Below are 21,150 nucleotides of genomic sequence, written 5' to 3'. Positions count from 1 at the left end.
GGGGCCGGCCACAAGGCTCGCCGGGCGCGCGTCAGGGCGAGGTCGCCGACACCGCGTACACGCGCGGGAACGCCGGGTCCGTCAGGTCGACCGTGATGTCGCTCGTCGGGCGGGGGCTCTCGCGGGTGACGGTCGTGCCGCGCCAGGCGCGGTCGTCGGGGAAGGTCCAGCCGACGACCTCGATGTCGTGGGAGCCGACGGTGACACCCGGGGTGAGGGCGGCGCGGCTGGTGCCGCTGTCGTGGAGGTAGCCGTCGAGGCCCTGCGCGGTGGTGCGGAACTGGACGTAGAGCCGGCTGGTCTTCCAGTTGCTGGTCTCGTAGTAGCTGACGTCCCAGGCGTTCGACGGGATGGGGATCTCGAAGACCCGCCGCTTCATCTGGGAGGGCCAGTTGTCCTGGAGGCCGACGGCCGAGGACTCGCGCTCCTTGTCGCGTCCGCTGTCGCGGCTCTGGCCCGCGGAGATGACCAGATAGCCGGCTGGGATGCCGACCAGCAGCACGATGATGATCGCGGTGAGCCAGCGGCGGCGCAGCATGTGCCGCCGGTCCTCGGGGAGCTTTCCGTCCTGGGGGGCCGTGGGGTGGGGCAGGGTCATGAAGGCGGGTCCTGGGGGTTGCGGGCGTCCCGGTCCGCGGCGGGCACCCCGCGCAGGACCTGGGCGTAGCGGCCGTAGCGCTCGTAGCGCTCGACCCGGCGGCGGTTGGCCCGGCGGAAGCGGCGGGCGACGAGGCGGGCGAGGTCGGCGGCGCCGACCATGCCGGCCTCGGGGCCGAGCTGGGCGCGGGCGATCCGGGCCTCGGGGCGGTAGCCGCGGCCGGTGAGGTGGCGCCGGAAGGCGTCCCGGGCGGGGCCGATGAGCAGGTCGTCGGCGGCCGAGACGCCGCCGCCGATGACGAAGCAGGAGGGGTCGAGCGCGGCGGCCAGGTTGGCGATGCCGACGCCGAGCCACTGGCCGATGTCCTGGAGCAGCTCGACGCACATGGCGTCGCCCTCGCGGGCCAGCTCGGTGATGAGCGGGCCCGTGATGTCGGGGATGTTGCCCTTGACCCGCTCCACGATCCCGTGCGCGACCGGGGAGTCGGCGGCGGCCAGCTCCCGGGCCTCGCGGACCAGGGCGTTGCCCGAGCTGTACTGCTCCCAGCAGCCTCGGTTGCCGCACGGGCAGCGGTGGCCGCCGGGGACGACCTGCATGTGGCCGAACTCGCCGGCCACCCCGTACTTGCCCCGCTTGACCTGGCCGTCCTCCAGGATGGCGCCGCCGATGCCGGTGCCCAGGGTGATCATGACCAGGTGGTCCTCGCCGCGGCCGGCGCCGAAGCGCCACTCGGCCCAGGCGGCGGTGTTGGCGTCGTTGTCCACCATGACGGGGACGGCGAGGCGGTCCTGGAGGGCGTCGCGCAGCGGCTCGTTGCGCCAGGCGAGGTGGGGGGCGAAGAGCACCCTGGCCCGGTCGGCGTCCACCCAGCCCGCCGCGCCGATGCCGACGGCGTGCACGTCGTGCCGGTCGGAGAGGTCGAGGACCAGCTCGGTGATGGTGTCCTCGACGACCTTGGCGCTCTTCGACTTGTCGGGCGTCTCGGTCTTGATCTTCTCCAGGATGTTGCCGTCCGCGTCGACGACGCCGGCCATCACCTTCGTACCGCCGATGTCGATGCCGACGGTCGGCACCCGGGGGGCGGTCAGGTGCGAGCGCCGCTCTCGGGTGCCGACGGTCCGCAGGACCGTGCCGCGAGCCGAGCCGCGGTGCGTGAGGTCACGGTAGGTACTCATCGGCTCGATTCTGCCAGGAGGGGTGTGTGGGACGCGTTACGAAGCGGAGGCCGGTCCGGCGGGTCCGGAGGGGCGCTCCAGCTCGTGGCGCAGGTCCTCCAGCTCGCTGCCGCCGGCCATCTGGCGGGTCAACTCGTCCAGGGTGACGGAGTCCTTGGTGTGAGAGCCCGCCATGACCCCGCGCTTCAGCAGCACGAAGCGGTCGCCGACCAGATAGGCGTGGTGCGGGTTGTGGGTGATGAGGACCACGCCGAGGCCCTGGTCACGTGCGGCGGCCACGTACTTCAGGACCACCCCGGACTGCTTCACCCCCAGCGCGGCGGTCGGCTCGTCCAGGACGAGGACCTTGGCGCCGAAGTGCACCGCGCGGGCGATCGCCACGCACTGCCGCTCGCCGCCGGACAGGGTGCCGATCGGCTGGTCCACGTCCCGCAGGTCGATGCCCATGCGCAGCAGCTCGGTCCGGGTGGTCTCGCGCATCAGCTCGACGTCGAGCCGCTTGAAGGGGCCCTTGCCCTTCGTGGGCTCGGAGCCGAGGAAGAAGTTGCGCCAGACCGGCATCAGCGGGACGACCGCGAGGTCCTGGTAGACGGTGGCGATGCCCCGGTCCAGGGCGTCGCGCGGGTTGGCCAGCTCGACCTCCTCGCCCTCGATGCGGAAGGTGCCGCCGTCGTGCCGGTGCAGCCCGGCGACGATCTTGATGAGGGTGGACTTGCCGGCGCCGTTGTCGCCGAGGACGCAGGTGATCCCGCCCGCCCGGACCTCCAGGGAGACCCCTTCGAGGGCGCGGATGTTGCCGTAGTACTTGCTGACGTCGTCCAGCTCGACGAGCGGGGCGGCCGGCGCCGCCGGGGCTTCGGTGGTCACTTCACGGCCTCCACGCGCTTGCGGATCCAGGCGTTCAGGAGCGTCGCGAGCAGCAGCATGGCGCCCAGGAAGAACTTGAACCAGTCGGGGTTCCACTCGGCGTACACGATGCCCTTGCCCGTCATGCCGAAGATGAACGCGCCGACCGCCGAGCCGATCGCGGAGCCGTAGCCGCCGGTGATCAGACAGCCGCCGATGACGGCCGCGATGATGTAGATCAGCTCGTTGCCGACACCTTCGCCGGACTGGACGACGTCGAACGAGAAGAGCAGGTGCTGGCCGGCGATCCAGGCGCAGAAGGCCACGCCCATGTAGAGGCCGATCTTGGTCTTGTAGACCGGGACGCCGACCGCGCGGGCCGCGTCCGCGCCGCCGCCGACCGCGAAGATCCAGTTGCCGAAGCGGGTGCGCAGCAGGATCCAGGTGGCGACGGCCACCAGGGCGAACCACCACAGGATGGTGACCTTCAGCTCGACCCCGCCGACCGTCCAGGTCGAGGCGAAGACCTTCCGCGCCGAGGGGAAGCCCTCCATGTCGGCGATCGACTTGGTGGAGACCGTGCCGCTGATCAGCTTGGTGAAGCCGAGGTTCAGACCGGTCAGCATGAGGAAGGTGCCGAGCGTGATGATGAAGCTGGGCAGCTTGGTGCGGGTCAGCATGAAGCCGTTGAACACGCCGATCGCGAGCGTCACCAGCAGCGAGACGCCGACGCCGACCCAGACGTTCGCCGTCATCTGGTAGCTGAACATCGACGAGATCAGCGCCGAGCTGGTCACCAGCACACCGGCGGACAGGTCGAACTCGCCGCCGATCATCAGCAGCGCCACCGGCACCGCCATGATGCCGATGGTGGAGGCCGCGTACAGCACGGTGCCGAGGCTGGACGCCTTCAGGAAGCTGTCGGCGGCGAGCGAGAAGAAGACGAAGACGGCGACCGCGCCGACGACGGAGCCGAGCTCCGGCCGGGCCAGCAGCTTCTTCAGCGGCGAGGTGCGCAGCAGGCGCTCGTCGACGTGGTCCAGGCCGTCGGCGGGCGCCGGTGGCGGGGCGGCGGCGGTCATCGGGTACCCCGCTCCGTGTAGCCCTTGAGCGCGGCGGCCTGGTCCTTGGTGATGATCTGCGGGCCGGTCAGCACCGGCTTGCCGCCGCCGAGGACGTCGGCGTTGTAGCGGTAGAGCCACAGCAGGTCCACGGCCTCGTACCCCTGGAGGTAGGGCTGCTGGTCGACGGCGAAGCCGAGGGTGCCGGCGGAGAGCCCGTCGGCGACCTTGGCGTTCAGGTCGAAGGTGTCGATCTCGGCCTTGCTGCCCGCGCTCTTCTTCGCCTGGACGGCGGCGTCGGCGAACGGCGCCCCGAGGGTCACGACGGCGTCGATCGACGGGTCGGACTGGAGTTTGGCGAGGATGGACGCCTGCACGTCGGGCATGTTGGTGCCGTCGACGTAGAGGTTGGTCAGCTCGCCGCCGAAGGTCTTCTTCGCCCCGGCGCAGCGCTGCTCGTGCCCCACGTTGCCCTGCTCGTGCAGCACGCACAGGGCCTTCTTGCGGCCCCGCTTGTCCAGCTCGTCGCCGACCGCCTCGCCCGCGACGGTCTCGTCCTGGCCGATGTGGGTGAGGGCGCCGAACGCCTTCGACGCCTCGGCGCCGGAGTTCACCGTGACGACCGGGATGCCGGCCTTCACGGCCTTCTCCACCGCGGTCTTCATCGCGTCCGGCTTGGCCAGCGTGACGATGAGGCCGTCGACGCCCTTGGCCACGTACGAGTCGATCAGCTGGGCCTGCTGCTGCGCCTCGTCGCTGTGGGCGTAGAGGAAGTTGATGTTGTCCTTGACGGCGGCCTGCTTGGCACCGTTCTGGACGATGTCCCAGAACGTGTCGCCATCGCCCGAGTGGGTGACCATGGCGAAGGTCCAGCGGGGGGTGTCCACCGCTGCCCGTCCCTGGGCCGCGGCCGCCTTGCGGGCGTCCTCCGCGCGCTTGCCGCCGGTGCTGCTGCATCCCGCGAGCGCGGCGGTCAGCGCCACCGCGAGCACGGCGCCGATGGCCGCGCGTACCCCTCCATTAGGAACCCTGGTCACGAGGCCGTGCCCTCCTTTGTGTCCTTCTGCGTGCATTGCAGTATCGGTCATGGGGGTCGCGCGGATCTTCAGGGGGCCTACCCACGGGCCAGCAACTGGAACTCGAAGGAGTAACGGGAGGGCCGGTAGAGGTGGCTGCCGTACTCCACCACCCGTCCCGTCGCGTCGAAGGTGACGCGCTCCATCGTGAGCAGCGGGGCGCCCGGACGCTCGCCGAGCAGCTCCGCCTCGCCGGGCGCGGCGGCCCGCGCGCCGACGGTCTGGCGGGCGCTGTGCAGGGTGAGCCCGGCGGCGCGCAGCAGCCGGTAGAGCCCGGTCGCCGCGATCCGTCCGGCGTCCGCGTCGAGCAGCCGGGCGGGGAGGTGGTTGCGCAGGTGCGCGAGGGGTTCGCCGTGCGCGGTGCGCAGCCGCTCCAGGCGGCGCACCTCGGTGCCCTCGGGGACGCCGAGGGCGGCGGCGACCTCGGCGTCCGCCGGTTCGACGCGGTCGGCGAGGATCCGGGTGGCGGGCCGCTGCCCGGCCGCCTCCAGGTCGTCGTAGAGGCTGCTGAGCTCCAGGGGGCGGCGGACGGTGCTGTGCACGACCTGGGTGCCCACGCCCCGGCGGCGCACCAGCAGGCCCTTGTCGACGAGGGACCGGATGGCCTGCCGGACGGTGGGCCGGGACAGGCCGAGCCGGGTGGCCAGCTCGATCTCGTTGCCGAGCAGGCTGCCGGGGGCGAGCACGCCGCCCTCGATGGCCGCCTGGAGCTGCTGGGCGAGCTGGAAGTAGAGGGGGACCGGGCTGGTGCGGTCCACGGAGAGCGGGGGTGGGGTGGGGGGTGCCTGCGCGGCGGGGGGTGCGGGAGCGGCCTGCGCGGCGGGGGGTGCGGGGGGTGTGGGAGGTGAGCTGGGTGCCGGGGATGCGCTGGACGCCGGGGATGCGGGGGATGCGGGGGATGTGGGAGGTGCGCTGGGTGCCGGGGATGCGGGAGACGGGGGTCGCGGCGGCTGGGGAAGCACGTGCGGGAGCGTAGCCCCGGGGGTCGGCCTCGGGAAGGCGTGGCGTCCTGTTGTCCTGACATTTCCTTGACAGGGGGTCCGTTCCGCACGACCTTGGGGCCATGCGCATCGGACTGATCGGTACGGGACGGATCGGGGCCTTTCACGCGGGGGTGCTCGCCCGCCATCCAGAGGTCGGGGCCCTGGTCCTCGCCGATGCCGACCCCGCGCGGGCGGCGCGCCTGGCGGAGGCGCTCGGGGCCTCGGCGGCCCCGTCGGTCGACGCGCTGCTGGCCCGGCCGCTGGACGCGGTGGTGATCGCCTCGGCCACCGCGGCGCACGCGGAGCTGATCGGGCGGGCCGCGGCGGCCGGGCTGCCGGCCTTCTGCGAGAAGCCGATCGCGCTGGACGTGCCGGGGACGCTGACGGCGCTGGCGGCGGTCGAGGCGGCGGGCACCGAGCTCCAGCTCGGCTTCATGCGCCGCTTCGACGCGGGCTACGCGGCGGCGCGCGAGGCCGTGGCGGACGGGCGGCTCGGGCGCCTGCACACGGTCCGGGCGGTCACCTCCGACCCGGCGCCGCCGCCCGCCGCGTACCTGCCGGAGTCCGGCGGGCTGTTCCGGGACTGCCTGGTGCACGACTTCGACATCGTGCGCTGGGTGACCGGGCGGGAGGTCGTGGAGGTGTACGCGACCGGGTCGGACGCGGGGCCCGCGATGTTCCGGGAGGCCGGGGACGTGGACACGGCGGCGGTGCTGCTGACGCTGGACGACGGGACGCTGGCGACGGCGACCGGGACGCGGTGCAACGGGGCCGGGTACGACGTGCGCCTCGAACTGGCCGGCGAGCTCGACCAGGTCGCGGTGGGCTGGGACGAGCGGACCCCGGTCGAGTCGGTCGAGCCGCTCGGGCCCCGCCCGCCCGCGAAGCCCTGGACCGGCTTCCTCGACCGCTTCGGCCCGGCGTACGAGGCGGAGCTGGACGCCTTCGTGCGGCTGGTGCGCGGCGAGCGGGACAACCCCTGCGACGGGGCGGAGGCGCTCGCCGCGCTGCGCGTGGCGGAGGCGTGCGAGCGCTCCCGCCGGGAGCGGCGGCCGGTGCGGGTGGCGGATCCGGTCGGGTAGGCGGTGCCCCGGTCGGGTCCTATCCGGCCGTGGACAGCACCGTGCCCTGGGCGACCGCGCACAGGGTCTCCGAGGCTGAGGGGTCGGTGGGGTCGGCGGTTTCGACGGTGGACAGGTCGCAGCGGACGACCGCCTGGCGGCGCCCCGCGTGGACCACGGAGGCGCGGGCCCGCAGCAGCGTCCCCCGCGCGGGGCGGACGTACTGGATGGAGAAGCCCGCGGTCAGCACCGCCGGGCCGAGGGCTGCTCCGGCGGCGAAGGTGAGGGCGTTGTCGGCGGCGTACGAGAGGACTCCACCGTGCACGAAGCCGTTCTGCTGGTGCAGCTCGTCGCGGACGTCGAGCTCCAGGGTCGCCCCGTCCGGCCCGAAGGCGGTGATCCGGGCGCCGAGCAGCCGGCTGAAGGGCTGCGCGTCGAGGATGCCCTGCGCGAACTCCAGCGCGGCGGCGGAGTCGGGGGCGGGAGCGGGTCCGGCCGTGTCGGGGGTCGGTCCGGCCGTGTCGGCGGCCGGGGATTCGGCCGTGTCGGCGGCCGGGTTCTCGGTGTTCACGGGCGTCACCATACGACCGGCAGCCGGCGCGTGCCGCGGATGAGCATGCCGGGGAGCCATTCCAGCGGCTCCGCCCCGGGGTCGAGTTCGAGCCCGGGGAAGCGTTCGAGGAGTGTCCGGATCGCGATCTTGCCTTCGAGGCGGGCGAGCGGGGCGCCCAGGCAGAAGTGGATGCCGTGGCCGAAGGCGAGGTGGCCGCGCGTCTCGCGGTGGATGTCGAAGCGGTCCGGGTCCGGGAAGCGGCCCGGGTCGCGGTCGCCCGCGGCGAGGGCGACCAGGACGATGGCGCCGGCGGGTATCTCGGTGCCGCCGATGACGACCGGCTCGGCGGCGAAGCGGAGCGTGGCGTTCTCCACCGGCCCGTCGTACCGCAGCCCCTCCTCGACGGCGGCGTCGATCAGGCCGAAGTCGGCGCGCAGGGCGGCGAGTTGGTCGGGGTGGGTGAGCAGGGCGCGGACCGTGTTGGAGATCAGGTTGACGGTGGTCTCGTGACCGGCGATCAGCAACAGGTACGCGAGGGCGCGGAGTTCGGGCAGGGAGAGCCGGTCGCCGTCCTCCGCGCGGGTGGCGATGAGGGCGGACAGCAGGTCGTCGGCGGGACCGGCGGCCCGCTTGTCCTCGATGAGTTCGTCGAGGTAGGCGCCGAAGCCGGAGACGGCCTCCACGTCGCTCAAGGACCCGTCCCCGGTGACCAGCGCGTTGGACCAGGCGCGGAAGGCGTCGCGGTCGGCGGCCGGGACGCCGAGCAGCTCGCAGATGACGGTGATGGGCAGCGGGAAGGCGAAGGAGTCGACGAGGTCGGCGCCCCCGGCGGGCTCCATGGTGTCGAGGAGTTCGTCGGTGAGCCGCTGGACGCGCGGGCGCAGGGCCTCGACGCGGCGGCCGGTGAACTCGCCCGTGACCAGCTTGCGCAGCCGGGTGTGGTCCGGCGGGTCGACGATGAGCAGGTTCGGCCCGACGATCTCCTCCTCGGGCAGCGGCATCCCGAGGGCGGAGAAGGACTTGGACAGGCGCTGGTCGGCGAGGGCGGCGCGGCCCTCCTCGTACCCCACGACGAGCCAGGCCGGCATCCCGTCGGGTGTCAGGACCTCGTGGACGGGCCCCTGTGCGCGGAGCTTGGCGTAATACGGGTACGGGTTCGCGGTGAAGTCCGCGCCGTACTCCCCCAGATCGATGACGGACATCGGCCCAGCCTAGGCACCGTCCTCGTCCTCGTGAAGGTCGAGCAGTCCGGCGTCGTGGACGAGCAGGGCGATCTGGACCCGGTTGTTGAGGCCGAGTTTGGCGAGAACGCGCGAGACGTGGGTCTTGACGGTGGGGACGCTCATGTAGAGCGCGGCGGCGATCTCGGCGTTGGAGCTGCCTCGGCCGACGGCGACGGCGACCTCCCGCTCGCGGCCGGCGAGCAGGGCGAGCCGGTCGGCGGCGAGGGCCCGGCGCGGCGGTTCGTCGCTCTGCCCGGCGACGTGGCTCATCAGCTGGCGGGTGACGGCCGGGGAGAGCACGGGTTCACCGGCGGCGACCCGGCGGACGGCGGCGACGATCTCGGCGGGCGGGGTGTCCTTGAGCACGAACCCGGCGGCGCCGGCCCGCAGCGCGCGCAGCACCTGCTCGTCGGCGTGGAAGGTGGTGAGGACGACGACCTCGGGGGCGCCGCTGGTGGCGCGGAGCCGTTCGGTGGCGGTGAGGCCGTCGACGCGCGGCATCCGGATGTCCATGAGGACGACGTCGGGGACGTGGCGGGCGACGAGCGCGGGCACCTCGGAGCCGTCGGCGCCCTCGCCGACGATCTCGATGTCCTCGGCGCCGCCGAGCATCAGGGCGAGGCCCCCGCGGACCAGGGGGTCGTCGTCGACGATGAGCAGCCGGATGGTCATGCGGGCCACGGTAGCCAGGCGCGCAGCGCGAAGCCTCCGCCGGGGGTGGGCCCGTGGTCCATCCGGCCACCGGCGAGGGTGGCGCGTTCGGTGAGGCCGATGAGGCCCTGTCCGGAGCCGGGGACCGGGGGGACGGGCCCGGTGGGGGCGGGGTTGCGGACCTCGACGGTCAGTCCTTCGCCGGGGCGTCCGCGCAGGGTGAGGGTGACCTCGGCGCCGGGGGCGTGCTTGCGGGCGTTGGTGAGGGCTTCCTGGGCGATCCGGTAGACGGTGCGGCCGGTGGAGGCGGGGACGGAGCCGGGCGCGGTGACGGTGGAGTCGAGGACGACCCGCATCCCGGCCTCGCGGACCTCCTCGACGAGGTCGTCGAGGGTGTCGAGGGTGGGCTGGGGCCGGTCGGCGGCCTCCTCGCCGGGGGCGCGCAGCACGCCGATGATCTCGCGCAGGTCCTGGAGGGCCTCGTGGGCGCTGTCGCGGATCACCCCGGCCGCCCGGGCGACCTGCTCGGGCGGGGCGTCGGGGCGGAACTCCAGGGCCCCGGCGTGGACGCTGAGCAGGGTGAGCCGGTGGGCGAGGACGTCGTGCATCTCGCGGGCGATGGCCTCCCGGGCGAGCCGCTGGGCCTGCTCGAAGCGGAGCTCGGCCTCGGCCTCGGCGCGCAGGGCGCGGTCGCGGAGCGCCTCGACGAGCTGGCGGCGGGAGCGGACGAGCATCCCCCAGGCGGTGACGAGGAGGATGAGGACGATGCCGAGGCCGATGGCGACGACGACGTTGACGGTGGGGTCGGGGCGGACGAAGACCTGGACGACACCGGCGGCCATGGCGAGGCCGCCGATCCAGGCGACCTCCCGCAGGGGGCGCCGTACGGCGACGCTGAAGAGGGCGGCGAGGACGGCGCCGCTGGCGGTGGGGGCGACGACGCTGACGGCGGAGACGGCGACGGCGAGCCCGGCGGGCCAGCGGCGGCGCAGCCAGAGGGCGCAGCAGGCGAGGCCGCCGATGATCTGGTCGGCGAGGGCGACGGGCTCGCTGGCGTACTTGACGCTGGTCTCGGCGGCGAGCAGGCCGACGAAGGCGGCGAGCAGGAACATGACGGTGTCGACGATCCAGTCGCGCACGGTACGCCGGGGCCGGCCGCGCGGGCCGGCGGTCTCGGCCCCGGCGGCCTCGACCAGGTGGGAGGGGAGCAGCCAGGTGAGGCGCTCCGGGCGTGCCGTGCGTGTCATACCGGAAATGTACGCAGACGGGGGCGGCGGGCGCGGGGTGGAGCGGCCGGTCGGATACCAAAGTCGCACGGGCGGCGACTTCGGTCGTACGGGCGGGGCGCGGGCGCGATACCGGTGGCCGACGCGGCGCGGGGCCCGAGTGGATCATGCTCGGGGCATGAAGAGGTTTCTTGAGGTCACGGGCTTCCTGGTGATGGTCTTCGGGGTGTGCGGGGTGATCCGCGAGCTGACCGGGGGCTGGTTCAGGCTGATGGGGGTGACCCGTTTCCTGACCGACCACGTGTGGTTCCTGGAGGGCCGGGAGCTGTTCGCGAACATCGTGATCGCGGCGCTGGGGCTGGTGATCCTGGTGGCCTCGGACCGGGTGCCGAAGTCCTGAGCCGGGCGGGCCTCAGGCGGTGCGGCGGCCCCAGGCGGTGCCGGCCAGGACGAGGGCGGCGCCCGCGAGGCCGAGCGGGCCGAGGCGGTCCCCGGCGAGCGCGATGCCCGCGGCGGCGGCCCACAGCGGCTCGGTGCCGAGCAGCAGGCTGACCCGGGACGGGGAGGTGCGGCGGACGGCCCACATCTGCACGAAGAAGGCGAAGAGCGTGCAGAGGACGGAGAGGAAGAGGAGGCCGGCCCATTCGCGGGGCCCGAAGCCGAGGGCCACGGTCCAGGGGGCGGCGCCGGTGCCGGGGAGGGCGGCGAGCACGGCGAAGACGGCGACGGCGGAGCCGAGCTGCACGGTGGTGAGGGAGAGCGAGTCGGCGCTCTCGACGGCCTTGATCCGGGACATCGCGAGGACGTGCGCGGTCCGGGCGATCGCGGCGAGCAGCATCAGCAGGTCGCCGCCGGAGGGGGCGGTGAAGCCGCCGCCCTGGGTGAGCAGGACGACGCCGGCGACGGAGAGCGCGGCGGCGGCGAGGAAGGCGCGGGGCGGCCTGCGGCGGGTGACGGCGGCCTCGGCGAGCGGGGTGAGGATCATGGTGAGGCTGATGATCAGGCCCGCGTTGGTGGCGGAGGTGTGGACGACCCCGTAGGTCTCCAGGAGGAAGATCCCGGCGAGGATCAGGCCGAGGGTCGCCGCGCCGCGCCACTGGGCGCCGGTCAGGGCCCGCAGCCTGCGCCACCCCGCCGCCACCAGGACGGGCACCACCACCGCGAAGCGCAGGACGAGCACGGCGACGACGGTGTGGGTGGTGGTGATGCCCTTGGCGGCGAGGTAGCTGGCACCCCAGACGGCCGCGACGAGCAGCAGGGGCAGGTCGGTCAGCCAGGCGCGGCGCGGGGCGGGCAGGGCTGCGGGTACGGCGAGGGACGACACGGGAGCCGGCTCCAACTGGATGAAAGGGGTGGAGACTTCGACGGCTCGCACGCGGAACGGTCACCGTAGCCGAACCGGCCCGTGGTGGCTACACCTTGTCCATGGCGGCGGACCGCTCAGTAGCTCCCGTAGGTGGGGCGGCCCGCCAGCTCGTACGTCTGGATGGAGACCCCGGCGCCCGTGGTGCGGGCGGCGGTGAGCCTGAAGGCGGTGGGGGTGGCGCCGTCGGCGAAGAGGCGCAGGCCCTTGCCGAGGACGACGGGGAAGACGGCCAGGTGGAGCGTGTCGATGAGGTCGTGCTCCATCAGGGTCTTGGCGAGTCCGGCGCTGCCGTGCAGCTGGATCTCGCCGTCGAGCCGCTCCTTGAGGGCGGCGACCTCCTGGGGCACGTCGCCGGAGAGGACGGTGGTGCCGTGCCAGTCGGCGGAGGTGAGGGTGTGCGAGGCGACGTACTTGGGGAGCGTGTTGAGCTTGCCGGCGATCGGGTTGGCCGGGTCGTCGTGCTTCGGCCAGTACCCGGCGAAGATGTCGTAGGTGCGGCGGCCCAGGAGGAAGGCGGTGGGCCGTTCGAAGACCTCGTCCATGAAGCGGCCGAAGTCCTCGTCCCCGTACGGGACGGACCAGCCGCCGAGGTCGAAGCCGTCGCTGGGGTCCTCCTCGGGGCCGCCGGGGGCCTGGTGGACGCCGTCGAGGCTGAGGAACTGGGTGAGGCTGAGGGTGGCCATGGCGGGTGCCCTTTCGCTGTTTCCGGACCATCGTGTCTCACTCCTTTCGACCGCGCCGCCCGGCGGAACTCATCGGTCCCGGGCGGGAGGATCTCGGCGTCCGTTTCCCGCCAGCTTCCGGACCGCGCCCCGCGTTTGATTGAACTCGCAACGAAACGACGGGGCATCGACACTTCGGAGGGGTTCGGCATGGCAGGCATGAGCGGCAAGGCGGTCCTGGTCACCGGCGGCAGCCGGGGCGTGGGGGCGGCGACCGCCGTCCGGCTCGCCCAGGAGGGCGCGGACGTGGCGTTCACCTACGTCCGGGACGAGGAGCGGGCCCGCGAGGTCGCCGCGCGCGTCGAGGCGGCGGGCGGCAAGGCGCTGGCGCTGCGGGCGGACGCGGGGAGCGCCGGGGACGCGGCGGGCGCGGTGGAGTGGGCGGCGGACGCCCTGGGCCGGCTCGACGTGCTGGTCAACAACGCGGGGGTCGGGGTACTGGGCCCGCTGGAGTCGCTGACCCTGGCGGACGTGGACCGGGTCCTCGCGGTGAACGTCCGGGCGGCCTTCCTGGGCGCGCAGGCCGCGGCCTCGCGGATGGGGCGCGGCGGGCGGATCATCACGGTCGGCAGCTGCATGGCGCTGCGGGTCCCGGGCCCGGGCGGCACGCTGTACGCGACGAGCAAGGCGGCCCTCGTCGGCCTGACGAAGGCGCTGGCGCGGGAGCTGGGCGAGCGCGGGATCACGGCGAACCTCGTCCACCCGGGCCCGACGGACACGGACATGAACCCGGCCGACGGCCCGTACGCGGAGCCCCAGGCGCGCCTCACGGCCCTGGGCCGCTTCGGCACCGCCGAGGAGGTCGCCGCGACGGTGGCCTTCCTGGCCGGGCCGGACGCGGCGTACGTGACGGGCGCGGAGTTCTCGGTGGACGGCGGGCACGCGGCGTAACGGCCGCCACGAGCGCCCGGCGAACCGAGCCCCGAAAAAAGGGGGCGAGGGCGCACCGTTGCTGTCGGTCGGTGCGCCCTCGTATGCCGGGCGGGGTGTCGTACCCGCCCAGTCCTGGGGGGCCTCCGGGCCTGTGGTGTCGGCCACCGGCGGCCGGAGGGCCCGTCCGCGTCAGCCGCCCAGCTCCTGGTGGCGGGCGGTCAGGCGGGCCGCGCCCGTCTCCGTGAGGGAGCCGAAGAGGCGGAGGCGGGAGATGCCGCCGTCGGGGAAGATGTCGATCCGCACCCGGGAGCCGACCGCCGGCACGTCGAGGACGAAGCGGTGGTTGGTGTCGGGCTGGAGGCGGGTCCGGGGCAGGATCTCGGTCCACTCCTCGGAGCCCTCGGCGGCGACGGAGAGCGCGGCCCAGCCGGCGCTGTTGCCCTTGAGGTACGCGGTGTCGATCTCGACGGCGCGGATCTCGGACTCGGCGGCGAGGCTGTAGCGGATCCAGTCGTTGCCCTTGTCACGGCGGCGGCGGGTCTCCCAGCCGTCGTCCATCTTGCGGGAGCGGCCGGGCTGGATGGTGTTGGTGGCCGGGGAGTAGAAGCGGTCGGAGGCGTCCTCGACCTGGCCGCCGTTCTCCAGCGCCGCGAGGTCGAAGGTGCCGAGCACGCCGAGCCAGCGCGGGTCGGGGGCGACCTCGCCGTACACGCGCAGGCGGGCGATGCCTCCGTCGGGGTGCTGGTTGACGCGCAGGTGGGTGAAGCGCTGCTCGACGTCGACGGCGAAGCCGTTGGCCGCGTGGCCGCCGATGGCGGTGCGCGGGACGAGCGTCGTCCACTTGACGTCCTCGGCGAGCAGCTCCTCGGGCGAGGGCGAACCGGCGACGGAGGCGGCCTCGACGGAGACGGCCTGCGGGTAGTTGCCGCGGAAGTGGGCGGTGTCGACGACGAGGCCGCGGATGACGCCGGGGGCGCCGAGGCGTACGAGGGCCCAGTCGTGGTCGTCCTCGGTGGGGTGCGGCACGGCGGCGGAGACGCCGCGACGGCGGCGGGTCTCCCAGCCGTCCATGATCTTGCCCTTGTGGCCGAAGTGCTCGGGGTCGAACTCGGCGGCCTCGGGCTTCAGCAGGTTCTCGCGCTCGGCGAAGAACTCGTCGTTGGCGGCGACCACACCAGCGCCGAGCCGGCGGTCCGCGAGGTCGGCGTACTGGGTGAAGGGGAAGTCCGCGGTGCGGTAGTCGGCGTACGGGTCGCCGCCGCCGTAGGGGCTGGCGTCACCGGTGAAGCTGGGTATGGACGACACGTCAGTTGTTCCTTTCGAGGAGGCGGCCGGAGGGCTCGGCGAGGACGCCGCGGTCGGCGATCCGCTCCCCGCGCAGCCAGGTGGAGGCGACGACGCCGTACAGGGTGCGGCCCGCGTAGGCGGTGACCCGGTTGCGGTGCTGGAGCTCCGCCGGGTCGACGGTGAAGGTGGCGTCCGGGTCGATCACGGCGAAGTCGGCGTCGCGGCCGGCCTCGATCGCGCCCTTCCGCGTGAGGCCCGCGAGCCGGGCCGGGGCCTCGGACATCCAGCGGGCCACGTCGGTGAGGTCGTGGCCGCGGCGGCGGGCCTCGGTCCAGATGGCGGGCAGCCCGAGCTGGAGCGAGGAGATGCCGCCCCAGGCGGAGGCGAAGTCCGGGGTCTTGAGGTCGGCGGTGGACGGCGAGTGGTCCGAGACGATGCAGTCGATGGTGCCGTCGGCGAGACCCTGCCAGAGCAGGTCCTGGTTGGCCTCCTCGCGGATCGGCGGGCAGCACTTGAACTCGGTGGCGCCGTCGGGGACTTCCTCGGCGGTGAGGGTGAGGAAGTGCGGGCAGGACTCGACGGTGACGCGGACACCTTCGGCCTTGGCGGCGGCGATCAGCGGCAGCGCGTCGGAGGAGGAGAGGTGCAGCACGTGCACGCGGGCGCCGAGCCGGCGGGCCTGGTTGATCAGGTTCTCGATCGCGGTGTTCTCGGCGACGCGCGGCCGGGAGGCGAGGAAGTCGGCGTACTTCTCGCCGGTCTTCTGCGGGGCGGCGGCGAGCTCGTGCGGGTCCTCGGCGTGGACGATCATCAGTCCGCCGAAGCCGGCGATCTCGGCGAGCGAGGCGGCCAGCTGCTCCTGGTCGAGCTGCGGGAACTCGTCGACGCCGGACGGCGACAGGAAGCACTTGAAGCCGAAGACGCCGGCGTCGTGCAGGGGCCGCAGGTCCTTGACGTTGTCGGGCAGCGCGCCGCCCCAGAAGCCGGTGTCGACGTGCGCCTTGGGGCGGGCGACCTCCTGCTTGACCCGCAGGTTGTCCACCGTGGTGGTGGGCGGCAGCGAGTTCAGCGGCATGTCGACGAGGGTGGTGATGCCGCCGGCCGCGGCGGCGCGGGTGGCGGTCCAGAAGCCCTCCCACTCGGTGCGGCCGGGGTCGTTCACGTGGACGTGGGTGTCGACGAGTCCGGGCAGCACGACGTCGTCGCCGACGTCCTCCAGCCGGGCGCCGGCCGGTACCTCGGCGTCGTACGGCAGCACGGCCGCGATCGTGCCGCCGGCGACGGCGATCGAGGCGGCGCGCGTCCCCTCGGGAGTGATGACGCGCGTCGAGCGCAGGACCAGGTTGACGTCCACCCGTACCCCTTCTTCCACAAATTCAACGAACTGTTGAAGGAGTCTTCCCGCGAGACGACATGTCGTCAAGGGCACACTTCCAGCATGGGCCTCCGTTGACCCCGCCTTGGATGTTTCCACAGAGTGGAATGTAAATTTCGTACAGTAGAACGTAGCTCCGTCCATGCGGGGTCCGCCAGGATCGTTCCCGACCGCCCCCGACACCGGACAAACACCCCCCTGACCGGCACGTACGCCGGAACCGGACCGGGTGCGCCGCCCAACCGACCGGTAGGCTGCTGCCTTGCCCGCCTGCCCCGAAAGGACCGTTGCCGTGCCGACGTCCAGCGCCAGCACCACCGACGCCGCCAAGCCCGCCGCAGCGAGCGGTGGCGTCCAGTCCCTTGAGCGTGCCTTCGACCTCCTGGAGCGGATGGCCGACGCCGGCGGCGAAGTCGGGCTGAGCGAGCTCTCCGCCAGCAGCGGGCTCCCGCTGCCCACCATCCACCGCCTGATGCGCACGCTGGTGGCCTGCGGCTACGTCCGCCAGCAGCCGAACCGGCGGTACGCGCTGGGCCCCCGCCTGATCCGCCTCGGCGAGTCCGCGTCCCGGCTGCTCGGCACCTGGGCCCGGCCGTATCTGGCCCGGCTCGTCGAGGAGACCGGCGAGACGGCGAACATGGCACTGCTCGACGGCGACGAGATCGTGTACGTGGCGCAGGTGCCGTCCAAGCACTCGATGCGGATGTTCACCGAGGTGGGCCGCCGGGTGCTGCCGCACTCCACGGGTGTGGGCAAGGCCCTGCTCGCGTACACCCCGGCGGACGAGGTCCGGGCGCTGCTCTCCCGCACCGGGATGCCGGCCGCGACCGAGAAGACCATCACCACCCCGGACGGCTTCCTCGACGCGCTGGAGGCGGTGCGCGAGACCGGGTACGCGGTCGACGACAACGAGCAGGAGATAGGGGTCCGCTGCCTCGCGGTCCCGGTCCCCGACTCCCCCACCGCCGCGGCGATCTCCATCTCGGGCCCGGCGGGCCGGGTGACGGAGGCGGCGACGGAGAAGATCGTCCCGATCCTCCAGCAGGTCGCCCGGGAGCTGTCCGCCGCGCTCGCCAACACGGCGGGCAACGGGCAGCAGCAGGGCTGAGCCGATCCCGTACGGCAGGGGCTGAGCCCGCGCCGTACGGCACGGAGGGGCGCCGGAAGTCCGAGGACTCCCGGCGCCCCTCCGGCGCTTCCGGGCACCGCGCGGGTCGCGTACGGGCGTCACACCCGCGCGCCTCGGCCGGCCACGGGTCACACCCGCGCGTCCTCCGTCAGCCGCCCGTCCAGGACCGTCACCGTGCGGTCCGCCCGGCCCAGGTGGGTGCGGTCGTGGGTGACCAGGACGGTCGACGTGCCGCGCTCGCGGGTCAGCCCGGCCAGCAGCTCCATGACGGCGGCGCCCCGCTCGTGGTCCAGGGCGCTGGTCGGCTCGTCGACCAGCAGGACGGACGGCTCGTTCATCAGGGCCCGCGCGATGTTCACGCGCTGGCGCTGCCCGCCAGAGAGCTGGTGCGGGCGCTTGTGCGCCTGGTCGGCGAGGCCGACCGCGCCGAGCAGTTCCAGGCCCCGCGCGCGGGCGTCCCGGCCCGCGCGCCCGGACAGGTGCGCCATCACCTCCAGCTGCTCCACCGCGTTGAGCGAGGGCAGCAGGTTGGGCTGCTGGAAGACGATGCCGATCTTCTCGCGCCGCAGCTCCGCCTTGGCCGCCGGGCCCAGCGGGCCGACGTCGGTGCCGGCCACGACCACCCGGCCGCTGTCCGGGGTCACCAGGGTCGCGGCCACCGCGAGCAGGCTGGACTTGCCGGAGCCGGAGGGGCCGACGACGGCGGTGAGGGTGCCGGCGGGGACGTCCAGGGAGACCGCGTCGAGGGCGGTCAGCCGCCCGTCGCCGTCCGGGTAGGTCAGGGTCACGCCGTCGAGGACGAGGCTGTTCGTGGTCACCGGGCGCTCCCGAGGGCGGTCAGAGGGTCGACGGCGGTGATCCGCCGGATGGACAGCGCCGCGCCGAGCACGCCGAGCACGATGATCACGGCGGCCGGGCCGAGCACGGTCAGCGGCTGGAGGACGAAGGGCACGTCCCCGCCGCTGATCAGCGCGCCGATGCCGGTGGCGAGGCCGGTGCCGGTCAGGGTGCCCGCGCCGAGCATCACCACGGCCTGGCCGAGGGCGTCCTTGAGCAGGTACGGGGTGGAGGCGCCGAGCGCCTTCAGGACGGCGACGTCACCGCTGCGCTGGATGGTCCAGACGGTGAAGAAGGCTCCTATGACGAGCGCCGAGATCGCGAAGAGGAAGCCGCGCATCATCTGGAGCGAGCCGTTCTCGGCCTGGTACGACCCTATGGCCGTCAGCGCCTCGTCCGGGGTCTTCGCCGAGGTCTTCAGGGCCGCGTCCCCGGCGGCCCAGTCGGCGCCGGAGCCGCTGAGCGCGATCACCGTCGCCTGCTCCTCGGGCGTGGTGCCGCCGTGCCCGAGCTTCTGCCAGTCGTCGAGGGAGGTCCACACGACGGGCGTGTGGCTGTACGAGGCGTCCCCGGAGACCGCGGCGACGGTCGCCTCGACGGGGCCGAGGCGCACGGCCGAGCCGGTCCGGACGTCCAGCTCCTTCGCCGCCGACTCGGACAGCACCACCCGGCCCGGGGCGAGCTTCCCGCTCTCGGGGGCGATCGCCGACCCCGGCTCCGTACCGAAGGCGGAGAGCGCGGCGGTGCGGTCGCCGGCGGTGCCGTTGAGGGTGCGGATGCCGACCGGCTCGGCGCCCGTCACACCCGGCCGCCCGGCCCACGCGCGCCACTGGCTCTCGGTGACGGTCGAATTGGTGAAGGAGACCGACTGGCCCGCGGGCGGGGCGGCGAAGGCCAGCCGGTCCGCGGGCAGGCCGGTGATCGCGGAGATGTTCTCCCGCGCCAGGCCGGCGGTGAGGCCGGACAGCAGTCCCACCAGCAGGGTGATCAGGACGATCACCGTGCCCATCAACGTGAATCGCCCCTTGGCGAATCTGAGGTCTCTCCATGCCACGAACATGGGACCCAGCCTGCTCGGGCGGGGTGCCCCGGGGCATCGCGCCACGGATGGCACCGTAATCAAACTTTCGGTTGAGTCCGGAATGTCCGGACCGCCGCCCGCGCCCGCATACGCTGGACGGACCATGGATCCCCGTTCGCTCACCCCCGTCATGCGCGCCCTGCGGCTCTGCCTCCATCTGCTGGTGGCGGGCCTGCTGGTGCTCGCCGCGCTGCGCGCCGAGTCGGCCGCCGGGATCGCGGCGGCCGTGCTGACCGGGGCGGTGTACGCGGCGGGGGCCGTGCTGCCCGCCGTACGGGAGTCGCAGCGGGGCGCGGCGGTGTGGCTGGGCGCGCTGGCGGCGGCCTGGCTGCTGCTGCTCTGGACCACGCCGGACGGGCTGTGGCTGGCGTTCCCGCTGTACTTCCTCCAGCTGCACCTGCTGCCGGTGCGCTGGTCGTTGCCGGCCGTGGCGCTGACGGCGGGCGCGGCGATCCTGTCGTACGTGCGGCACGGCGCCGCGCTCAACCCGGGGGTGTTCATCGGGCCGCTGCTGGGCGGGGCGGTGGCGGTGGCGACCGTGCTCGGCTACCAGGCGCTGTACCGGGAGAGCGAGCGGCGGCGGCGGCTGATCGACGAGCTGATCTCGACCCGGGCCGAGCTCGCCGCGGCGGAGCGGCACGCGGGGACGCTGGCGGAGCGGGAGCGGCTGGCGCGGGAGATCCACGACACGCTGGCGCAGGGGCTCTCGTCGATCCAGCTGCTGCTGCGGGCCGCCGAGCGGGCGCTGCCCGAGGGGTCCCCGGCGGCCGGGCACATCGAGGAGGCGCGGCGGGCGGCGCAGGACAACCTGGCGGAGGCGCGGCGGTTCGTCCGCGCGCTGGCCCCGCCTGACCTGGAGCACGGCTCGCTGGCCGGGGCGCTGGAGCGGCTGTGCGGGACGGCCGGGCCGGACGGTCCCCGGGTGCGCTTCTCGGTGAGCGGGACGCCGGCCGGGCTGCCGACCCCGTACGAGGTGGCGCTGCTGCGGATCGCGCAGTCGGCGCTCGCGAACACGGTCCGGCACGCGGGGGCCTCGCGGGCGGAGATCACCCTGTCGTTCATGGGCGGTTCGGTCGCGCTGGACGTCGTGGACGACGGGGCGGGCTTCGACCCGGCCGCCGTGCGGCCCTCCTCCGAGGGCGGTTTCGGGCTGCCCGCGATGCGTTCCCGGGCCGAGTCGCTGGGCGGCGCCTTCACCGTCGAGTCGGCCCCCGGCCAGGGCACCGCCGTGGCCGTGACCCTTCCCCTGCCCGACGCCCCCGAGTCCGCTGGAGCCGACGCATGACCATCCGACTGCTGCTCGCCGACGACCACCCGGTGGTACGGGCGGGGCTGCGCGCCGTGCTCGACACGGAGCCGGACTTCGCCGTGGTCGCGGAGGCGGCGACGGCCGAGCGGGCGGTGGAGCTGGCCGCCGCCGGGGGCGTGGACGTGGTCCTGATGGACCTGCAGTTCGGGGCGGGGATGCACGGCTCGGAGGCGACGGCGGCGATCACGGCCGCCCCGGGCGGGCCGCGCGTGCTGGTCCTGACGACGTACGACACGGACGCGGACATCCTGGCGGCGGTGGAGGCGGGAGCCTCGGGCTACCTCCTGAAGGACGCCCCGCCGGAGGAGCTGGCGGCGGCGGTGCGCACGGCGGCGGCCGGCCAGTCGGCGCTGGCCCCGGCGGTGGCGCACCGGCTGATGGACCGGATGCGCACCCCGGCGGAGGCGCTGACGAAGCGGGAGCTGGAGGTGCTCCAGCTCGTCGGCGAGGGCCTGTCGAACCAGCAGATCAGCAAGGCCCTGTTCCTGAGCCAGGCGACGGTGAAGTCCCACCTGGTGCACATCTTCGCCAAGCTGGGCGTCGACTCCCGCACGGCGGCGGTGGCGACGGCGACGGCGCGGCGGCTGATCAGGCGGTAGGCGCGGCGTCCGGTCCGGCGGCCTCCTGGGACGAGAGCCAGGCGTCGACCGCCAGGATGTACCTCCCGGATGACGCGGGTCCGGGCGCCGCCGCCGAGTACCTGGTGGCCGTCACGACG

Annotated in this window: 22 protein-coding genes; 6 read left to right on the top strand and 16 right to left on the bottom strand. The window is 73.9% G+C overall.

The features are described from left to right. Positions 1 to 31: 31 nt before the first annotated feature. The 6 genes from AB0C99_RS35750 to AB0C99_RS35725 form a co-directional block, all read right to left on the bottom strand. Positions 32 to 598 carry a hypothetical protein gene (locus AB0C99_RS35750; protein WP_362484038.1) on the bottom strand — a complete coding sequence of 189 codons (567 nt, stop codon included), beginning with the start codon at positions 596 to 598 and terminating at the stop codon, positions 32 to 34. Continuing rightward, positions 595 to 1,773 carry an ROK family glucokinase gene (locus AB0C99_RS35745; protein ID WP_362484036.1) on the bottom strand — a complete coding sequence of 393 codons (1,179 nt, stop codon included), beginning with the start codon at positions 1,771 to 1,773 and terminating at the stop codon, positions 595 to 597. The genes AB0C99_RS35750 and AB0C99_RS35745 overlap by 4 nt, the downstream gene beginning before the upstream one ends. Positions 1,774 to 1,809: 36 nt before the next feature. Continuing rightward, the gene (locus AB0C99_RS35740; protein ID WP_362484034.1) at positions 1,810 to 2,640 is read right to left on the bottom strand and encodes an ATP-binding cassette domain-containing protein; all 831 of its coding nucleotides are present in this window, start codon (positions 2,638 to 2,640) and stop codon (positions 1,810 to 1,812) included. Then, on the bottom strand, positions 2,637 to 3,701 hold the full coding sequence (locus AB0C99_RS35735) for an ABC transporter permease (protein WP_362484032.1): 1,065 nt from the start codon (positions 3,699 to 3,701) through the stop codon (positions 2,637 to 2,639). The genes AB0C99_RS35740 and AB0C99_RS35735 overlap by 4 nt, the downstream gene beginning before the upstream one ends. Beyond that, positions 3,698 to 4,681, bottom strand: a complete 984-nt coding sequence (locus tag AB0C99_RS35730) for a sugar ABC transporter substrate-binding protein (protein WP_362484051.1) — start codon at positions 4,679 to 4,681, stop codon at positions 3,698 to 3,700. Before AB0C99_RS35730 ends, AB0C99_RS35735 begins: the two co-directional genes overlap by 4 nt. Positions 4,682 to 4,794: 113 nt before the next feature. Continuing rightward, complete coding sequence (locus AB0C99_RS35725; RefSeq protein ID WP_362484030.1) at positions 4,795 to 5,514, bottom strand: GntR family transcriptional regulator; 720 nt, start codon at positions 5,512 to 5,514, stop codon at positions 4,795 to 4,797. A 305-nt stretch (positions 5,515 to 5,819) separates the two neighbouring features. Here AB0C99_RS35725 and AB0C99_RS35720 point away from each other — a divergent pair, with 305 nt between their 5' ends. Continuing rightward, the gene (locus tag AB0C99_RS35720; protein ID WP_362484028.1) at positions 5,820 to 6,821 is read left to right on the top strand and encodes a Gfo/Idh/MocA family oxidoreductase; all 1,002 of its coding nucleotides are present in this window, start codon (positions 5,820 to 5,822) and stop codon (positions 6,819 to 6,821) included. Positions 6,822 to 6,840: 19 nt separating this feature from the next. On the opposite strand, the gene AB0C99_RS35715 is transcribed toward AB0C99_RS35720, so the two are convergent. From AB0C99_RS35715 to AB0C99_RS35700, 4 genes are all read right to left on the bottom strand, one after another. Next, entirely contained in the window at positions 6,841 to 7,260 is a 420-nt protein-coding gene (locus AB0C99_RS35715) for a PaaI family thioesterase (RefSeq protein ID WP_362484049.1), read from the bottom strand. Positions 7,261 to 7,376: 116 nt separating this feature from the next. Further along, a complete protein-coding gene (locus AB0C99_RS35710; RefSeq protein WP_362484026.1) occupies positions 7,377 to 8,555 on the bottom strand; it encodes a cytochrome P450 in 1,179 nt (392 codons plus the stop codon). Between the two features lie 9 nt (positions 8,556 to 8,564). Then, positions 8,565 to 9,248 (bottom strand): response regulator transcription factor, encoded by a 684-nt coding sequence (locus AB0C99_RS35705; protein ID WP_362484024.1) that lies wholly within the window; start codon positions 9,246 to 9,248, stop codon positions 8,565 to 8,567. After that, on the bottom strand, positions 9,245 to 10,474 hold the full coding sequence (locus AB0C99_RS35700; protein ID WP_362484022.1) for a histidine kinase: 1,230 nt from the start codon (positions 10,472 to 10,474) through the stop codon (positions 9,245 to 9,247). The genes AB0C99_RS35705 and AB0C99_RS35700 overlap by 4 nt, the downstream gene beginning before the upstream one ends. Positions 10,475 to 10,631: 157 nt before the next feature. On the opposite strand from AB0C99_RS35700, the gene AB0C99_RS35695 reads away from it, so the two are divergent. Further along, complete coding sequence (locus AB0C99_RS35695; protein WP_362484021.1) at positions 10,632 to 10,853, top strand: hypothetical protein; 222 nt, start codon at positions 10,632 to 10,634, stop codon at positions 10,851 to 10,853. Positions 10,854 to 10,865: 12 nt separating this feature from the next. Here AB0C99_RS35695 and AB0C99_RS35690 read toward each other — a convergent pair whose 3' ends face one another. Both AB0C99_RS35690 and AB0C99_RS35685 read right to left on the bottom strand, forming a co-directional pair. Further along, complete coding sequence (locus AB0C99_RS35690; protein ID WP_362484019.1) at positions 10,866 to 11,777, bottom strand: DMT family transporter; 912 nt, start codon at positions 11,775 to 11,777, stop codon at positions 10,866 to 10,868. 116 nt (positions 11,778 to 11,893) lie between these two features. Then, the gene (locus AB0C99_RS35685; RefSeq protein WP_362484017.1) at positions 11,894 to 12,502 is read right to left on the bottom strand and encodes a dihydrofolate reductase family protein; all 609 of its coding nucleotides are present in this window, start codon (positions 12,500 to 12,502) and stop codon (positions 11,894 to 11,896) included. A gap of 189 nt (positions 12,503 to 12,691) precedes the next feature. On the opposite strand from AB0C99_RS35685, the gene AB0C99_RS35680 reads away from it, so the two are divergent. Next, a complete protein-coding gene (locus AB0C99_RS35680; protein ID WP_362484015.1) occupies positions 12,692 to 13,432 on the top strand; it encodes an SDR family oxidoreductase in 741 nt (246 codons plus the stop codon). A gap of 171 nt (positions 13,433 to 13,603) precedes the next feature. Here the strand turns inward: AB0C99_RS35680 and alc are convergent, their stop codons facing one another. Then, complete coding sequence (gene alc, locus AB0C99_RS35675; RefSeq protein ID WP_362484013.1) at positions 13,604 to 14,719, bottom strand: allantoicase; 1,116 nt, start codon at positions 14,717 to 14,719, stop codon at positions 13,604 to 13,606. A gap of 1 nt (position 14,720) precedes the next feature. Then, entirely contained in the window at positions 14,721 to 16,055 is a 1,335-nt protein-coding gene (gene allB, locus AB0C99_RS35670) for an allantoinase AllB (protein ID WP_362484011.1), read from the bottom strand. Between the two features lie 313 nt (positions 16,056 to 16,368). Here allB and AB0C99_RS35665 point away from each other — a divergent pair, with 313 nt between their 5' ends. After that, positions 16,369 to 17,184, top strand: coding sequence for an IclR family transcriptional regulator (locus AB0C99_RS35665; RefSeq protein WP_362484009.1), 816 nt, complete (start codon positions 16,369 to 16,371; stop codon positions 17,182 to 17,184). A 149-nt stretch (positions 17,185 to 17,333) separates the two neighbouring features. Here AB0C99_RS35665 and AB0C99_RS35660 read toward each other — a convergent pair whose 3' ends face one another. After that, positions 17,334 to 18,023 carry an ABC transporter ATP-binding protein gene (locus tag AB0C99_RS35660; protein WP_362484008.1) on the bottom strand — a complete coding sequence of 230 codons (690 nt, stop codon included), beginning with the start codon at positions 18,021 to 18,023 and terminating at the stop codon, positions 17,334 to 17,336. Continuing rightward, positions 18,020 to 19,102: an ABC transporter permease gene (locus AB0C99_RS35655; RefSeq protein WP_362484006.1), complete on the bottom strand. Its 1,083-nt coding sequence runs from the start codon at positions 19,100 to 19,102 to the stop codon at positions 18,020 to 18,022. Before AB0C99_RS35655 ends, AB0C99_RS35660 begins: the two co-directional genes overlap by 4 nt. Before the next feature lie 124 nt (positions 19,103 to 19,226). Here AB0C99_RS35655 and AB0C99_RS35650 point away from each other — a divergent pair, with 124 nt between their 5' ends. Next, positions 19,227 to 20,408 (top strand): sensor histidine kinase, encoded by a 1,182-nt coding sequence (locus tag AB0C99_RS35650; RefSeq protein WP_362484004.1) that lies wholly within the window; start codon positions 19,227 to 19,229, stop codon positions 20,406 to 20,408. After that, the gene (locus AB0C99_RS35645) at positions 20,405 to 21,031 is read left to right on the top strand and encodes a response regulator transcription factor (protein ID WP_362484002.1); all 627 of its coding nucleotides are present in this window, start codon (positions 20,405 to 20,407) and stop codon (positions 21,029 to 21,031) included. Before AB0C99_RS35650 ends, AB0C99_RS35645 begins: the two co-directional genes overlap by 4 nt. The last annotated feature ends 119 nt before the right edge of the window (positions 21,032 to 21,150 follow it).

Origin of the sequence: Streptomyces sp. NPDC048659, from assembly GCF_040650575.1 — a bacterium.
Taxonomy (GTDB): Bacteria; Actinomycetota; Actinomycetes; order Streptomycetales; family Streptomycetaceae; genus Streptomyces.
This window is presented reverse-complemented; position numbering and strand designations above follow the sequence as displayed.

What these genes read in the sequence shown, in the direction of transcription:
- AB0C99_RS35685 (WP_362484017.1), bottom strand. Translation starts at nt 12,502, where the DNA reads ATGGCCACCCTCAGCCTCACCCAGTTCCTCAGCCTCGACGGCGTCCAC.
- AB0C99_RS35705 (WP_362484024.1), bottom strand. Translation starts at nt 9,248, where the DNA reads ATGACCATCCGGCTGCTCATCGTCGACGACGACCCCCTGGTCCGCGGG.
- AB0C99_RS35720 (WP_362484028.1), top strand. Translation starts at nt 5,820, where the DNA reads ATGCGCATCGGACTGATCGGTACGGGACGGATCGGGGCCTTTCACGCG.
- AB0C99_RS35750 (WP_362484038.1), bottom strand. Translation starts at nt 598, where the DNA reads ATGACCCTGCCCCACCCCACGGCCCCCCAGGACGGAAAGCTCCCCGAG.
- AB0C99_RS35695 (WP_362484021.1), top strand. Translation starts at nt 10,632, where the DNA reads ATGAAGAGGTTTCTTGAGGTCACGGGCTTCCTGGTGATGGTCTTCGGG.
- AB0C99_RS35680 (WP_362484015.1), top strand. Translation starts at nt 12,692, where the DNA reads ATGGCAGGCATGAGCGGCAAGGCGGTCCTGGTCACCGGCGGCAGCCGG.
- AB0C99_RS35650 (WP_362484004.1), top strand. Translation starts at nt 19,227, where the DNA reads ATGGATCCCCGTTCGCTCACCCCCGTCATGCGCGCCCTGCGGCTCTGC.
- AB0C99_RS35735 (WP_362484032.1), bottom strand. Translation starts at nt 3,701, where the DNA reads ATGACCGCCGCCGCCCCGCCACCGGCGCCCGCCGACGGCCTGGACCAC.
- AB0C99_RS35710 (WP_362484026.1), bottom strand. Translation starts at nt 8,555, where the DNA reads ATGTCCGTCATCGATCTGGGGGAGTACGGCGCGGACTTCACCGCGAAC.
- AB0C99_RS35700 (WP_362484022.1), bottom strand. Translation starts at nt 10,474, where the DNA reads ATGACACGCACGGCACGCCCGGAGCGCCTCACCTGGCTGCTCCCCTCC.
- AB0C99_RS35655 (WP_362484006.1), bottom strand. Translation starts at nt 19,102, where the DNA reads ATGTTCGTGGCATGGAGAGACCTCAGATTCGCCAAGGGGCGATTCACG.
- AB0C99_RS35745 (WP_362484036.1), bottom strand. Translation starts at nt 1,773, where the DNA reads ATGAGTACCTACCGTGACCTCACGCACCGCGGCTCGGCTCGCGGCACG.
- AB0C99_RS35645 (WP_362484002.1), top strand. Translation starts at nt 20,405, where the DNA reads ATGACCATCCGACTGCTGCTCGCCGACGACCACCCGGTGGTACGGGCG.